The 13,876-nt window shown below is 71.4% G+C and carries 12 protein-coding genes; 10 read left to right on the forward strand and 2 right to left on the reverse strand.

Going from position 1 to position 13,876, the window contains the following annotated elements; all coding sequences use genetic code 11:
- Positions 1–170 precede the first annotated feature (170 nt).
- The 8 genes from pgsA (at position 171) to ONA70_RS27555 (ending at position 7,101) form a co-directional block, all read left to right on the forward strand.
- Positions 171–791 carry a phosphatidylinositol phosphate synthase gene (pgsA, locus tag ONA70_RS27520; protein ID WP_265009396.1) on the forward strand — a complete coding sequence of 207 codons (621 nt, stop codon included), beginning with the start codon at positions 171–173 and terminating at the stop codon, positions 789–791.
- Positions 788–1,726, forward strand: a complete 939-nt coding sequence (locus ONA70_RS27525; protein WP_265009397.1) for a phosphatidylinositol mannoside acyltransferase — start codon at positions 788–790, stop codon at positions 1,724–1,726. Before pgsA ends, ONA70_RS27525 begins: the two co-directional genes overlap by 4 nt.
- A gap of 15 nt (positions 1,727–1,741) precedes the next feature.
- Positions 1,742–2,902: a glycosyltransferase family 4 protein gene (locus ONA70_RS27530; RefSeq protein WP_265009398.1), complete on the forward strand. Its 1,161-nt coding sequence runs from the start codon at positions 1,742–1,744 to the stop codon at positions 2,900–2,902.
- 82 nt (positions 2,903–2,984) lie between these two features.
- On the forward strand, positions 2,985–3,488 hold the full coding sequence (locus ONA70_RS27535; protein ID WP_265009399.1) for a hypothetical protein: 504 nt from the start codon (positions 2,985–2,987) through the stop codon (positions 3,486–3,488).
- 139 nt (positions 3,489–3,627) lie between these two features.
- A complete protein-coding gene (gene pdxS / locus ONA70_RS27540) occupies positions 3,628–4,545 on the forward strand; it encodes a pyridoxal 5'-phosphate synthase lyase subunit PdxS (RefSeq protein ID WP_265009400.1) in 918 nt (305 codons plus the stop codon).
- 71 nt (positions 4,546–4,616) lie between these two features.
- On the forward strand, positions 4,617–5,222 hold the full coding sequence (gene pdxT, locus ONA70_RS27545) for a pyridoxal 5'-phosphate synthase glutaminase subunit PdxT (protein ID WP_265009401.1): 606 nt from the start codon (positions 4,617–4,619) through the stop codon (positions 5,220–5,222).
- A 285-nt stretch (positions 5,223–5,507) separates the two neighbouring features.
- Positions 5,508–6,257 (forward strand): YebC/PmpR family DNA-binding transcriptional regulator, encoded by a 750-nt coding sequence (locus ONA70_RS27550; protein WP_265009402.1) that lies wholly within the window; start codon positions 5,508–5,510, stop codon positions 6,255–6,257.
- Positions 6,258–6,531: 274 nt separating this feature from the next.
- Positions 6,532–7,101: a GNAT family N-acetyltransferase gene (locus ONA70_RS27555; RefSeq protein ID WP_265009403.1), complete on the forward strand. Its 570-nt coding sequence runs from the start codon at positions 6,532–6,534 to the stop codon at positions 7,099–7,101.
- 48 nt (positions 7,102–7,149) lie between these two features.
- Here ONA70_RS27555 and ONA70_RS27560 read toward each other — a convergent pair whose 3' ends face one another.
- Positions 7,150–8,088: a permease prefix domain 1-containing protein gene (locus ONA70_RS27560; protein ID WP_265009404.1), complete on the reverse strand. Its 939-nt coding sequence runs from the start codon at positions 8,086–8,088 to the stop codon at positions 7,150–7,152.
- Entirely contained in the window at positions 8,085–8,426 is a 342-nt protein-coding gene (locus ONA70_RS27565; protein ID WP_265009405.1) for a PadR family transcriptional regulator, read from the reverse strand. Before ONA70_RS27565 ends, ONA70_RS27560 begins: the two co-directional genes overlap by 4 nt.
- 153 nt (positions 8,427–8,579) lie before the next feature.
- Here ONA70_RS27565 and ONA70_RS27570 point away from each other — a divergent pair, with 153 nt between their 5' ends.
- Complete coding sequence (locus tag ONA70_RS27570; RefSeq protein WP_265009406.1) at positions 8,580–10,049, forward strand: LamG domain-containing protein; 1,470 nt, start codon at positions 8,580–8,582, stop codon at positions 10,047–10,049.
- A 139-nt stretch (positions 10,050–10,188) separates the two neighbouring features.
- The gene (gene dnaE, locus ONA70_RS27575; RefSeq protein ID WP_265009407.1) at positions 10,189–13,722 is read left to right on the forward strand and encodes a DNA polymerase III subunit alpha; all 3,534 of its coding nucleotides are present in this window, start codon (positions 10,189–10,191) and stop codon (positions 13,720–13,722) included.
- Positions 13,723–13,876: the final 154 nt, after the last annotated feature.

A 13,876-nucleotide genomic window follows, 5' to 3' on the forward strand; every position in this document is an offset into this window, starting at 1 on the left:
TCCTCCGGTGGTCTCCTGGACGACGGGTACGCGGACCGGTGTCGCGGTGAACTGGCTCACCTCCCAGGCTCGATCTCACACCCGTAACCGAGTCGACACAAGAGCGGCTGGCGGGTCGGTACGCCCGGCTGTGTCCTCGGCCGCCGCCGGCCGTTATCGTGGGGACCGCCATGGCGAAGATCTTCCAAGTGACGGCCCGGGCGGGCATGACCCGCGTCGTGGAGCCGGTCGCGCGCGGGCTGCTCCGCGCCGGCGTGTCCCCCAACGCGGTCACCGTGACCGGCACCGTCGGCGTGCTCGTCGGCGCGCTCGGCTTCGGCGCCCGCGGCCACCTGGTCGCCGGCGCGCTGATCGTCACGGTCTTCGCGCTCACCGACCTGCTCGACGGGACGATGGCCCGGATGAGCGGAGGCTCCACGAAGTTCGGCGCCTTCCTCGACTCGAGCATGGACCGGATCGCCGACAGCGCGGTGTTCGGCGCCGTCGCGTACTGGCTGGCCACCCAGCACGACTACTCGGCGGTGGCGGCCGCGCTGCTCTGCCTGGCCGCCGGCGGGCTGGTCTCGTACGTCAAGGCCCGCGCCGAGGGGCTGGGCATGACCTGCAACGTGGGCATCGCCGAGCGCACCGAGCGGCTGCTGATCGTCGGGGTAGGCGGCCTGCTCACCGGCCTCGGCGTCGAGCTTGCCCTGCCGATCGCGCTCTGGCTGCTCGCCGCCGTCTCGATCTTCACGGTCGGCCAGCGGATGGTCCACGTGTACCGGCAGGCGCAGCAGGTCGGCCAGGAGTGAACCTCACCGAGGCGGGCTACGTCACCGGCTGGCGACTGGCCCGCGCGCTGCCCCGGCCCGTGGTCGCCGCCGCCTTCCGGGCGGGCGCCGACCGCGCCCATCGGCGGGGCGGCAGGGGTGCCGCCCGGCTGCGCGCCAACCTGCGCCGAGTGGTCGGCCCCGAGCTGTCCGAGCCGGAGCTGGACGACCTGGTGAAGCGCGGCCTGCGCTCCTACGCCCGGTACTGGATGGAGGCGTTCCGGCTGCCCGCGCTGAGCCGCCGGGAGATCCTCGCCGGGTTCCGCCTCGACGGGGTGGAGAAGCTCGCCGCCGACGTGGCCGAGGGGCGGGGCGCGGTGGTCGCGCTGCCGCACGCCGGCAACTGGGACGCCGCCGGCGCCTGGGTGGCCGCCACCGGCTGGCCGATCACCACGGTCGCCGAGCGGCTCAGGCCGGAGGGCGTCTACGAGCGGTTCCTCGCCTTCCGGCAGGGCCTGGGCATGGAGATCCTGCCCACCCACGGCGGCGACCGTCCCGCCTTCGACGTGCTGCTCGACCGGCTGCGGGCGGGCGCGGTGGTGCCCTTGCTCGCCGACCGGGACCTCTCCGCCCGGGGCGTGGAGGTGGAGTTCTTCGGCGGCCGGACCCGGATGCCGGCCGGCCCGGCCCTGCTGGCGATCCGGTCCGGCGCCCCGCTCTACGTCACCTCGATGTGGTACGAGCCGGACGTCGCCCGCGGAGCCATCGAGGGCCCGCTGCCGCTGCCCGACCCGGAGAGCGGCCCGCTGGACAAGCGGGTCCGGGCGGTGACCCAACGGATTGCCGACGGTCTGGCAGCCGGCATCGCCCGGCATCCGGAAGACTGGCACATGTTGCAGCGGATGTGGCTGGACCAGGCGGGGACGAACGGCGGCGCGGACACCCCGGCGCCACGGGCCAACACCGGGACGATCTGAGGAGAGGGCACTGACGTGCGGATCGGCATCGTGTGCCCGTACTCCTTCGACGTCCCGGGTGGCGTGCAGAACCACGTGATGGACCTGGCCGAGGCGCTGATCGGGCTCGGCCACGAGGTGAGCGTGCTGGCCCCGGCCGACGAGGACTCGCCGCTGCCGTCGTACGTGGTGTCGGCCGGGCGGGCCGTGCCGCTGCCGTACAACGGCTCGGTGGCCCGGATCGCGTTCGGTCCGGTCTCCACCGCGCGGGTACGGCGCTGGATCACCCGGGGCGAGTTCGACGTGCTGCACGTGCACGAGCCGCTCACCCCGAGCCTGTCGATGCTGGCGGTGCTCTGTGCCCGGGGCCCGGTGGTGGCCACCTTCCACACCGCGATGACCCGGTCCCGGGTGCTCTCCGCCGCCCAGGGGGTGCTCCAGATCCTGCTGGAGCGGATCACCGCCCGGATCGCGGTCAGCGCGCTGGCCCGCAAGGTGCAGGTCGAGCACATGGACGGTGGCGCGGTGGAGATCCCCAACGGGGTGGCGGTGGCGAAGTTCGCCGGCGTCGAGCCGCTGCCCGGCTGGCCGGGGGAGTGCGGCCCGGGCACCGGCGGGACGCTGGGCTTCCTCGGCCGGTTCACCGAGCCGCGCAAGGGCTTCCCGATCCTGCGGGACGCCTTCGTCGCGCTCGCCCCGGACCGCCCCGGGCTGCGCCTGCTGGTCGCCGGGCCCGGCGACGCCGAGGACCTGTACGAGCAGTTCCCGGCCGAGCTGCGGGAGCGGGTCAGCTTCCTCGGCATGGTCTCCGAGGCGGACAAGCCTCGCATGCTGCGCAGCCTGCACCTCTACGTTGCCCCGAACACCGGCGGGGAGTCGTTTGGGATGATCCTCACCGAGGCGCTCGCCGCCGGCACCACCGTGGTGGCCAGCGACCTGGACGCGTTCCGCCGGGTGCTGGACGGCGGGCGGGCCGGCCGGCTCTTCCCGACCGGGGACGCGGCGGCGCTGCGTACCGCCCTGGTCGAGCTGCTCGACGACGCGGACCGGCGGGCGGCGCTCACCGCCTGCGGCGACCAGGTGGTGGCGAGTTTCGACTGGCCCGTGGTCGCCCGCCGGGTGCTGGAGGTGTACGCGGCGGCGATCGAGGCCACCGACGGCCGGGTGATGGACCAGGAGTGGGCGGGGCTGGGGTGACCGCGGTGGCCGGTGGGGCCGCTGTGACGAGGGCGTCGGCCGGGGGCCGCGCGGACCGGGCGGGAGGAGGTGCCGCACTACGATGCCGGGCATGTGGTGGGTGGTGGGCGCGGTCCTGGTCGTCGCGCTGGGCGCGGCGTACCTGATCTGGACGGCCGGCCGGGTCGAACGGCTGCAGACCCGGGCGGAGTCGGCGGCCCGGGCGCTGGACGCCCACCTGCTGCGCCGCGCTGCGGCCGCGGCGGTGCTGGCCGAGCGGCGGTACGGCGTGGAGCTCTACGCGGCTGCCCGGATCGCCCTCGACGCCGTACCCGAGGAGCGGGAGGCGGCCGAGAACGACCTCACCCGGCAGCTGCGCACGGTCGCGTTGGACCCGGACGATCCGGCCTGCGAGGCGGTGATCGCGGCGAGCCGGCGGCTGGCCCTGGCCCGGCAGGTGCACACGGATCTGGTCCGGGACGCCCGGGCGGCGCGTGGCCGCCCGCTGGTCCGCCTGTTGCGGATGGGGCGGGGCCACGACTGGCCCCGCTACTTCGACATCGACGACCCGACCCTCAGCCTGCCGGCGGACGTCCCCACCGGCTGATCCGCTCCGGCCCGGGCCGGCGGGTGACGCCGACCACAGAGCAGGCCACCGGGGGTCTGATTGGCTGTCGGACCGGCGTTGAGGCCGTCGTAGCCTCGTTCACGAGCCAACCCCGAACACGCCCAAGGAGCGATGACCCGTGTCCGAATCCACCTCCCCGAACACCAACGCCACCCCGGTCGTCGGCACCGCCCGCGTCAAGCGGGGCATGGCCGAGATGCTCAAGGGCGGCGTGATCATGGACGTGGTCACCCCCGAGCAGGCCAAGATCGCCGAGGACGCCGGCGCCGTCGCCGTGATGGCGCTGGAGCGGGTGCCCGCCGACATCCGCGCGCAGGGCGGCGTGTCCCGGATGAGCGACCCGGACATGATCGACGGCATCATCAACGCCGTCTCGATCCCGGTGATGGCCAAGGCCCGGATCGGCCACTTCGTCGAGGCGCAGATCCTGCAGTCCCTCGGCGTCGACTACATCGACGAGTCCGAGGTGCTGACCCCGGCCGACTACGAGAACCACATCGACAAGTGGGCCTTCACCGTCCCCTTCGTCTGCGGCGCGACCAACCTCGGCGAGGCGCTGCGCCGGATCACCGAGGGGGCCGCCATGATCCGCTCGAAGGGCGAGGCCGGCACCGGTGACGTCTCCAACGCCACCACCCACATGCGGAAGATCCGCAAGGAGATCCGCCGTCTCCAGTCGCTGCCGTCCGACGAGCTGTACGTCGCCGCCAAGGAGCTCCAGGCCCCGTACGAGCTGGTCAAGGAGGTCGCCGAGAGCGGCAAGCTGCCGGTCGTGCTGTTCACCGCCGGCGGCATCGCCACCCCGGCCGACGCGGCCATGATGATGCAGCTCGGCGCCGAGGGCGTCTTCGTCGGCTCGGGCATCTTCAAGTCGGGCAACCCGGCCCAGCGGGCCGCCGCGATCGTGAAGGCCACCACCTTCCACGACGACCCGGACGTGCTGGCCAAGGTCTCCCGCGGCCTCGGCGAGGCGATGGTCGGCATCAACGTCGACGAGATCCCGCAGCCGCACCGCCTGGCCGAGCGCGGCTGGTGAGGTGCAAGGAGGGGCCCCTTGTCAACGCCTGATGCAGCAGGGGCCCCTTGTCCACAGCGAGAGGAGCGAAGGTGACCACGCCCGTGATCGGGGTGCTCGCCCTGCAGGGGGACGTGCGCGAGCACGTCGCCGCCCTGGCCGGCGCCGGCGCCGAGGCCTGCCCGGTTCGCCGGCCGGCCGAGCTGGACGCGGTCGACGGGCTGGTCATCCCGGGCGGCGAGTCCACCACGATGAGCAAGCTCGCCGACATCTTCGAGATGCGCGAGCCGATCGACAAGCGGATCGCCGGCGGCCTGCCGGTGTACGGCTCCTGCGCCGGCATGATCATGCTGGCCGCCGAGGTGCTCGACGGCCGCCCCGACCAGCGGGGCTTCCAGGGCATCGAGATGACCGTCCGGCGCAATGCGTTCGGCCGGCAGGTCGACTCGTTCGAGGCGCCGGTGGAGATCACCGGGGTCGAGGGCGAGCCGTTCCACGCCGTCTTCATCCGGGCCCCCTGGGTGGAGCGGGTCGGCGCCGGGGTCGAGGTGCTGGGCCGGGTCACCGACGGGCCGGCCGCCGACCGGATCGTCGCGGTCCGGCAGGGCAACCTGCTGGCCACCTCGTTCCACCCGGAGCTCACCGGCGACCTGCGGTTGCACCGCTACTTCGTGGACCTCGTCCGCGCCGCCGCCTGAGCGCGGACCGCTCTCTCCGTGCCCCGGCGGGCACGTTTTCCGACCTGCGGTTGTTGACCGGCGGTAACGGCCCGGCCACCCCGCCGGCCGCCCGCCGCGTACCGGCACGGGTGCCGGGTGTGACATGCGGGGATGCCGTCTCGGTAGGATTGCCGCGGTTCGGCAGGGCCAACGCTCGCCGCAGCCGCCCACGCGGAGCCGACCGGCCAGCTCCATCCGTACCGGTTGACCGTGGATTCGGCGCGGGCAGTCGACGCAGGCGTGGATCACTAACGGAGGTATGAGATGTCCGGCCACTCAAAGTGGGCGACCACCAAGCACAAGAAGGCCGTCATCGACGCCAAGCGCGGCAAGATGTTCGCCAAGCTGATCAAGAACGTCGAGGTGGCGGCCCGGACCGGCGGCGGCGATCCGGCCGGCAACCCGACCCTCTACGACGCCATCCAGAAGGCGAAGAAGAACTCGGTCCCGAACGACAACATCGATCGCGCGGTCAAGCGCGGCTCCGGCCTGGAGGCCGGCGGCGCCGACTACCAGACGATCATGTACGAGGGTTACGGCCCGAACGGCGTCGCGCTGCTCATCGAGTGCCTCACCGACAACCGCAACCGCGCCGCCACCGAGGTGCGGACCGCGCTGACCCGCAACGGTGGCTCGTTCGCCGACGCCGGCTCGGTGTCGTACATGTTCTCCCGCAAGGGCGTGGTGATCGTGCCCAAGGCCGGCACCACCGAGGACGACGTGATGATGGCGGTCCTCGACGCCGGCGCGGAGGAGGTCAACGACCTCGGTGAGGCCTTCGAGGTGGTCTCCGAGCCGACCGATCTCATCGCCGTGCGCACCGCCCTGCAGGACGCCGGCATCGAGTACGAGTCGGCCGAGTCCTCGCTCATCCCCAGCGTCAACGTGCCGCTGGACGAGGAGGGCGCGCGCAAGATCTTCAAGCTGATCGACGTCCTCGAGGACTGCGACGACGTGCAGAACGTCTACGCCAACTTCGACGTCTCCGACGAGGTGATGGCCGCGGTCGGCTGACCCCGGTGGCCTGGATATCCGCACCTCCCGGATATTTCCTTGTCCGGGAGGTGTAGTTCATGGCCAAGGCGCTGTTGGATCTCGATGAGCGTTCCGGTTCCAGACGACGCCTGGCAGTTCGTGCGGGCGGTGCGGCAGGAATTGGCCAGCCAGAGCGCGCACCTGGGGCTGTCCGTGGCGGACTTCCCGTCCCCGGTCAGCCGACGGTCTCGCGCTGGTGCCACGCCGCGAAACTCGGCTGACCGGCGGCCGACCGCACCCGTACCCTTCCCGGATGCTTGTCCCCGATCTGCCGCTGCGCACCGAGCGGCTGCTGCTACGGGCGTTCACCGGCGACGACCTCGCCGCCCTGGGCGCCTACCGCTCCCGGCCGGACGTCACCCGCTACCTCTACCACGAGCCGTACGACGACGCCGCGACCCGGGCGGCGATCGAGCGCCTGCGCGGACGCACCGCGCTGCGCGCCCCGGGCGACGCGCTGAACCTGGCGATGGTGCTGCCGTCGACCGGCGAGCTGGTCGGCGACGTGCTGCTGATCTGGACCAGTGGCGAGCACCGGCAGGGCGAGATCGGGTACGTGCTGCACCCGGACCACGCCGGCCGGGGGTACGTCACCGAGGCCGCCCGGGAAATGCTGCGACTCGGCTTCGACGGCCTCGGCCTGCACCGGATCGTCGGTCGCCTCGACGCCCGCAACACGGCCTCCGCCCGAGTGCTGGAACGGCTCGGCATGCGCCGCGAGGCGCACCTGCGGGAGAACGAGTTCGTCAAGGGCGAATGGACCGACGAGGTCGTCTACGCCCTGCTGGACCGGGAGTGGCGGGCCCGGCCGACCGCCGCCTGACGGGCACGTCCCGGTCCGGCGCCCCGTGGGCGCCGGACCGGGATCGATTCAGGCGGCCGGCCGCCGCGCCTTGGCGGCGCTGTCGACGAGGCCCCAGACGGTGATGCCGGCAGTGACCACGACGGCCACCCGGGCCACGTCGTCCACCCCACCCTCGCGCAGCCACTCGAACCGCTGGACCAGGTCCGGATTGAGCAGCCGGTCGGTGAGCAGCAGCCAGACGACCGGCACGGCGAACGCGAGGTCGAGCACCGCCTTGACCGCGACCAGTGGCCAGGTCCACCGGCCCGACCGGTACTTCGCGACCTCCAGGCCGAGATCGGCGACCAGCACCGCCAGCAGCACCGGCAGCCAGAAGCTCCACAGCGCCGGGTCGATCATCGGCAGCCGGGAGCCGTCGCCCGTCACCCAGGGCTGGAAGTGCTGCCAGGGGAAGAACGCGATGGTGAGCAGCAGGAACACGATCGAGGCGCAGCTGTCGACGAGCGTCACCTGCCGCTCCCGCGGCGCCTCGGGCAGCTGGTCGACGTTCCACGCGGGCAGCTTCGTGTCGGTGCGTTCGGCGACGGCGAAGACGAGCGTGATCCAGAACGCGGTCTGCACCGCGGCCTGCAGGGCGCCGGCCACCCCGGCGCCGATCGCCGCACCCGGATCGTGGTCGACGGTCGCCTTGACCACGCCGCTCACCACGCCGGCGACGGCCGGGACGAAGGTGAGCAGCAGCCGGAGCAGGCGCCACCAGACCAGGAAGTAGCGTGGGCCGATGAGCTGCAGCCGGCGGTCGGCGTAGCGGGCCGCGAGCTGGTCCGGGTTGCCCAGCTCGGTGAGCACCTCGCGCTCGGCGGTGTCGGCGTCCTGCCCGACGCCGGTCCGGCCGTCGATCATGTCCGCGATGGACGCTCGCAACTCGGAGCCGATCTCCTCGCGACGAGGGGCCGGCACCGTGCGCAGGGTGGCGGCGACGTACCGGTCGGTCAGGGAATTCATCGGTCCTCTCCTTCGATCAGGCCGGCGACGGAGGTCCGCACGGCGGTCAGGTCGTCGAGCAGGCGTGCCAGCACGGCCTCGCCGTCGGCGCTGGTCCGGTAGAACTTGCGCGGCCGGCTCTCCTCGGTGTTCCACTCGCTGGTCAGCAGCCCCTGCTCCTCCAGCCGCCGCAGCAGGGGATAGAGCGTGTTCGCGTCGACCGGGAAGCCGTGCGCGCCCAGCCGTTGCAGCAGCGCGTAGCCGTAGTCGGGTTGGCGCAGGGCGACCAGGCTGGCCACCACCACGGTGCCGCGCCGCAACTCCTGGAGATGGGTCCGCAGGACCTCCTCGCTCACCATGTCTCACACTATACCGTGTGCCACACAGTATTGTGTGGGCCGCGTGGCGAGCGGAGGTGCGGCTCACCGTCGATGGGGCCGGCACGGGGCAGCCGGATAGACGACGATCTGTGAGACTCCCGCCACCGGCAATCGATCTTCACGGGGGACGACATGATCAGTCGACGTCAACTGCTCGGCGGTGCGGCGATGGCCGGCGTGGCCTCGGTGGCCGGCGGCGCGCTCCGTCCGGAGCCGGCCCGCGCCGAGGTGCTCAGCACCCCGTTCACGTCGGTCACCGCCCCGCACCTGCTGCAGGCCGAGCTGATGGTGCAGTACCAGCGGATGTTGGCGGCCGGCCAGTTCACCGACGGCCTGGTGGGCCAGTGGCCGCTCGACGGCACCCCGGCGGACCTGTCCGGGAACGGCCGGAACGTCTCGCTCGGCACGGGCGCGACCTGGACCCGGCTGCGGGCCGGTGGGGAGCTCGGCCTCGACGGCACCTCCGGAGCGTCCGCCAGCACGGCCGGCCCCGTCCTGGAGACCACCACCTCGTTCACCGTCTCCGCCTGGGTGCGGCTGTCCACCGCAGCGTCGCCGGCGAACATGTACACGGCGGTCAGCCAGGACGGCGACACCAGCCGCTTCCTGCTCCAGTACGACCCGGCGTACCAGACCTGGGTGTTCAAGGTGCGCGCCCAGGACGAGAGCGCCATGCGGACGGCGAAGGCGCCCGCCGCGGCCCAGCTGGGCAGCTGGGTGCACCTGGCCGGCGTGTTCGACGCCACCGCCAACGTCATCCAGCTCTACGTCGACGGGGTGCCGGCGGGCAGCGCGGACACCACCGGCCTGCCGGCCTGGGCCGCAGGCGGAAGCTTCAACATCGGGCGGGCCCGGTTCGGCGGCGTACCGGTCAACCGGTTCAACGGCGCGGTCGACGACGTCCGCGCCTATCGGCGCGCGCTGACCGCCGCGGAGGTCGCCCTGGTCAGCGGGCGTACGGCCCGGGACAACAACGTCTACCTGGTGGGCGCCCCGTCGGTGGTCACCTGGGGCGAGCCCGGCGACCTCGGCTCGTGGGTCTCGAAGGCGCGCTGCTCGTCGTTCCTCACCTGGGTGCTGAAGCGGTCCTGCCCGTGGGCCACCAACGACTACTTCCGGACCTGGTTCGCCGACACCGTTCCGGAAGCCGCCGACTACCAGCAGGCCTTCGCGGCGGGCAGCGGCGGCCCGCGCTTCCAGCGGATCAGCCGGGTCGCCGACCTGCGTCCGGGTGACCTCATCGCGGTCAACTACAACGGCAGCGACCCGGCCAACACTGGGCACATCGTGATGGTGCGCAGCGTCAAGGGCACCTACACCGGCGGGATGAACTTCGCCGGCGAGACCCAGTACGCCGTCGAAGTGATCGACTGCACCGCCGACCCGCACGGCGTCTACGCCACCGGCAACTATGACCTCTACCCGGACACCCGGATGGTCGACGACGTGACCAACTTCCAGGGCGCCGGCATCGGCCACATGATGTTCTACGCCGCCGACACCACCGGCGAGTTCTCCCGCTACCGGTGGAGCGTGAACAGCGGATCGGCCAACACCCACCCGGTCTCCAGCCGCCCCATCGCGGCGGCCCGCATCTGCTGAGCGACTCGGCCCGGGGTGGTCGCCGGACGAGACGGAGACCACCCCCGGCGCGGACGGTGGAGCCCGTCAGATCACCTCGGTAGGGTAGGTCCCGGTCGACTCCGACCATCAAGATCCACACCGCCGGGGGGCGCCACGCATGGCCGACTCGTTCGCGCATCTGCACGTGCACACCGAGTACTCGATGCTCGACGGGGCGGCCCGGCTCAAGGACCTCTTCGCCGAGGCGGCCCGGCTCGGCATGCCGGCGGTGGCGATCACCGACCACGGCAACATGCACGGCGCGAACGACTTCTACAAGCAGGCGACCACCGCCGGCGTCAAGCCCATCCTCGGGGTCGAGGCGTACGTGGCACCGGAGTCGCGCTTCCACAAGCAGCGGGTCAAGTGGGGCCGCCCGGAGCAGAAGAGCGACGACGTCTCGGGTAACGGCGCGATCACCCACATGACCATGTGGGCGGCGAACAAGAACGGCCTGCACAACCTCTTCCGGCTCAACTCCCGCGCCTCGATGGAGGGCCACTACGTCAAGTGGCCCCGGATGGACATGGAGCTGATCGCCGAACACGCCGAGGGCATCATGGCCACCACCGGCTGCCCGTCCGGCGCGGTGCAGACCCGGCTGCGGCTCGGCCAGTTCGACGAGGCGCTCAAGGCCGCCGCCGCGTACCAGGACATCTTCGGCAAGGACAACTACTTCCTGGAGATCATGGACCACGGCCTCGACATCGAGCGCCGGGTCCGGGACGGGCTCATCGAGATCGCCCACAAGCTCGACATCCCGCCGGTGGTCACCAACGACTCGCACTACACGCACGAGGCGCAGGCCGAGGCGCACGACGTGCTGCTCTGCGTGCAGACCGGCAGCAACGTCGCCGACCCCAACCGGTTCCGCTTCGAGGGCGGCGGCTACTTCGTCAAGTCCGCCGAGCAGATGCGGGCGGTCGACTCGTCGGAGCTGTGGCAGCAGGGCTGCCGCAACACGCTGCTGGTGGCGGAGAAGGTCGACCCGGCCGGGATGTTCGAGTTCCACAATCTGATGCCGCGGTTCCCGATCCCGGAGGGGGAGACGGAGGAGTCCTGGTTCCGCAAGGAGACGTTCGAGGGGTTGCGGCGTCGCTTCCCGAACGGCATCCCGGAGGGGCATGTCGCCCAGGCGGAGTACGAGCTGGGCGTCATCGTCCAGATGGGCTTCCCGTCGTACTTCCTCGTGGTCGCCGACTTCATCCAGTGGGCGAAGAGCCAGGGCATCGCGGTGGGTCCGGGTCGTGGTTCGGCGGCCGGGTCGCTGGTCGCGTACGCGTTGGGCATCACCGACCTGGATCCGATTCCGCACGGCCTGATCTTCGAGCGGTTCCTCAATCCCGAGCGGGTGTCGATGCCGGATGTCGACATCGACTTCGACGAGCGCCGGCGCGGTGAGGTGATCCGGTACGTCACCGACAAGTGGGGCGAGGACAAGGTCGCGCAGATCGCGACCTTCGGCACGATCAAGGCGAAGGCCGCGATCAAGGACTCGGCCCGGGTGCTGGGTTACCCGTACGCGGTGGGTGACCGGATCACCAAGGCGATGCCGCCGGCGGTGATGGGCAAGGACATTCCGCTGTCGGGCATCTTCGACCCGAAGCACCCGCGGTACGCCGAGGCGGGCGAGATCCGCGGCCTCTACGAGTCGGACCCGGACGTCAAGAAGGTCATCGAGACCGCGAAGGGCATCGAGGGGCTGATCCGGCAGACCGGCGTGCACGCCGCCGGGGTGATCATGTCCGCCGAGCCGATCATCGAGCACATCCCGTTGATGCGCCGGGACTCCGACGGTGTGATCATCACGCAGTTCGACTACCCGACGTGCGAGTCGCTCGGGCTGCTGAAGATGGACTTCCTCGGCCTACGCAACCTGACGATCATCGACGACGCGGTCAAGAACATCCAGCTCAACCACGGCAAGGAGCTGGACCTGCTGGCCCTGCCGCTGGACGACCGGGCGGCCTACGAGCTGCTCGCCCGCGGTGACACCCTGGGTGTGTTCCAGCTCGACGGCGGGCCGATGCGCTCGCTGCTGCGGCTGATGAAGCCGGACAACTTCGAGGACATCTCCGCCGTCCTGGCCCTCTACCGGCCCGGTCCGATGGGCGTGGACTCGCACACCAACTACGCGCTGCGCAAGAACAACCTGCAGGACATCACCCCGATCCACCCGGAGCTGGAGGAGCCGCTGCGGGAGATCCTCGCGCCCACCTACGGCCTGATCGTCTATCAGGAGCAGGTGCAGCGCGCCGCGCAGATCCTCGCCGGTTACAGCCTCGGCCAGGCCGACCTGCTGCGCCGGGCGATGGGCAAGAAGAAGAAGGAGATCCTCGACAAGGAGTTCATCCCGTTCCGGGACGGCTGCCGCGAGCGCGGCTACTCCGACGAGGCGATCCAGGCGGTGTGGGACGTCCTCGTCCCGTTCGCCGGCTACGCCTTCAACAAGGCGCACTCGGCCGCGTACGGGCTGGTGTCCTACTGGACCGCGTACCTCAAGGCGCACTACCCGGCCGAGTACATGGCGGCGCTGCTCACCTCCGTCGGCGACGACAAGGACAAGATGGCGCTCTACCTGTCCGAGTGTCGCCGGATGGGCATCCAGGTGCTGCCGCCCGACGTGAACACCTCGGCCGGGCCGTTCACCCCGGTCGGGAAGGACATCCGGTTCGGCCTCGCGGCCATCCGCAACGTCGGCGCGAACGTGGTCACCTCGGTCATGCGCTGCCGCGACGAGAAGGGCGCGTACGCCGACTTCTACGACTTCCTGTCCAAGGTGGACGCGGTGGTCTGCAACAAGAAGACCATCGAATCGCTGATCAAAGCCGGCGCGTTCGACTCGATGCAGCACCCGCGCAAGGGCCTGCTCGCCGTGCACGCCGACGCGATCGACGCGTACGCCGACGTGAAGCGCAAGGAGGCCGTCGGCCAGTACGACCTCTTCGGCGCCGGCTTCGGCGACGCCGACAGCGGCGGCAGCACCACGGTCATGCCGACCATCGCCGACGGGGAGTGGGACAAGCGCGACAAGCTCGCCTTCGAACGCGAGATGCTCGGCCTGTACGTCTCCGACCACCCGCTCTTCGGCCTGGAGCACGTGCTCGGCGCGGCGGCCGACTGCACCATCGCCGCGCTCTCCGAGGAGGGCACCGTGCCCGACGGCGCGGTGGTCACCCTGGCCGGCATCCTCTCCGGCGTGCAGCGCCGGGTCACCAAGCAGGGCCGGGCCTGGGCCTCGGCCACCCTGGAGGACCTGGCCGGCGGGGTCGAGACCCTCTTCTTCCCCAACACCTACGAGGTGATCGGCCAGTACATCGCCGAGGACGCGATCGTGGTGGTCAAGGGGCGGGTCGACCGCCGCGACGACACCCCACGGATCATGGCCATGGACATGCAGCTGCCCGACATCAGCAGCAACCCCGCCAACAAGCCGGTCACCCTGACCATCCCGGTGCACCGCTGCACCCCGCCGCTGGTGGAGAAGCTCAAGGAAACCCTGGTCCTGCACCCCGGCGACACCGAGGTGCACGTCAAACTCCTCAACGGCGGCAAGGTGACCACGCTGCGCCTCGGCCCGTTCCGGGTGGCGGCGACCACCGCGCTGATGGGCGACCTGAAGAGCGTCCTCGGCCCGGCCAACGTGAGCTGACCGGCAGACGCCCGCCTGGTGGGGCAGCGGGGAACGTGCCGGGCGGGCAGCATCAGGGAATGCCGTCGACCGAACTGCTGCGGGTACGCGATCTCTCACGCGGCCAGACCGGTCCGAGCTTCGAGGTCTTGTCCAGGCTGTTGGCATTCGTACC

It is taken from the genome of Micromonospora yasonensis (genome assembly GCF_026013475.1).
GTDB classification, from domain to species: Bacteria; Actinomycetota; Actinomycetes; order Mycobacteriales; family Micromonosporaceae; genus Micromonospora; species Micromonospora yasonensis.

Bases quoted from the DNA above. Each gene is read 5' to 3' on its own strand.
- pgsA (WP_265009396.1), top strand. From the start codon at position 171: ATGGCGAAGATCTTCCAAGTGACGGCCCGGGCGGGCATGACCCGCGTC.
- ONA70_RS27535 (WP_265009399.1), top strand. From the start codon at position 2,985: ATGCCGGGCATGTGGTGGGTGGTGGGCGCGGTCCTGGTCGTCGCGCTG.
- ONA70_RS27550 (WP_265009402.1), top strand. From the start codon at position 5,508: ATGTCCGGCCACTCAAAGTGGGCGACCACCAAGCACAAGAAGGCCGTC.
- ONA70_RS27555 (WP_265009403.1), top strand. From the start codon at position 6,532: ATGCTTGTCCCCGATCTGCCGCTGCGCACCGAGCGGCTGCTGCTACGG.
- ONA70_RS27560 (WP_265009404.1), bottom strand. From the start codon at position 8,088: ATGAATTCCCTGACCGACCGGTACGTCGCCGCCACCCTGCGCACGGTG.
- ONA70_RS27565 (WP_265009405.1), bottom strand. From the start codon at position 8,426: ATGGTGAGCGAGGAGGTCCTGCGGACCCATCTCCAGGAGTTGCGGCGC.
- ONA70_RS27570 (WP_265009406.1), top strand. From the start codon at position 8,580: ATGATCAGTCGACGTCAACTGCTCGGCGGTGCGGCGATGGCCGGCGTG.
- dnaE (WP_265009407.1), top strand. From the start codon at position 10,189: ATGGCCGACTCGTTCGCGCATCTGCACGTGCACACCGAGTACTCGATG.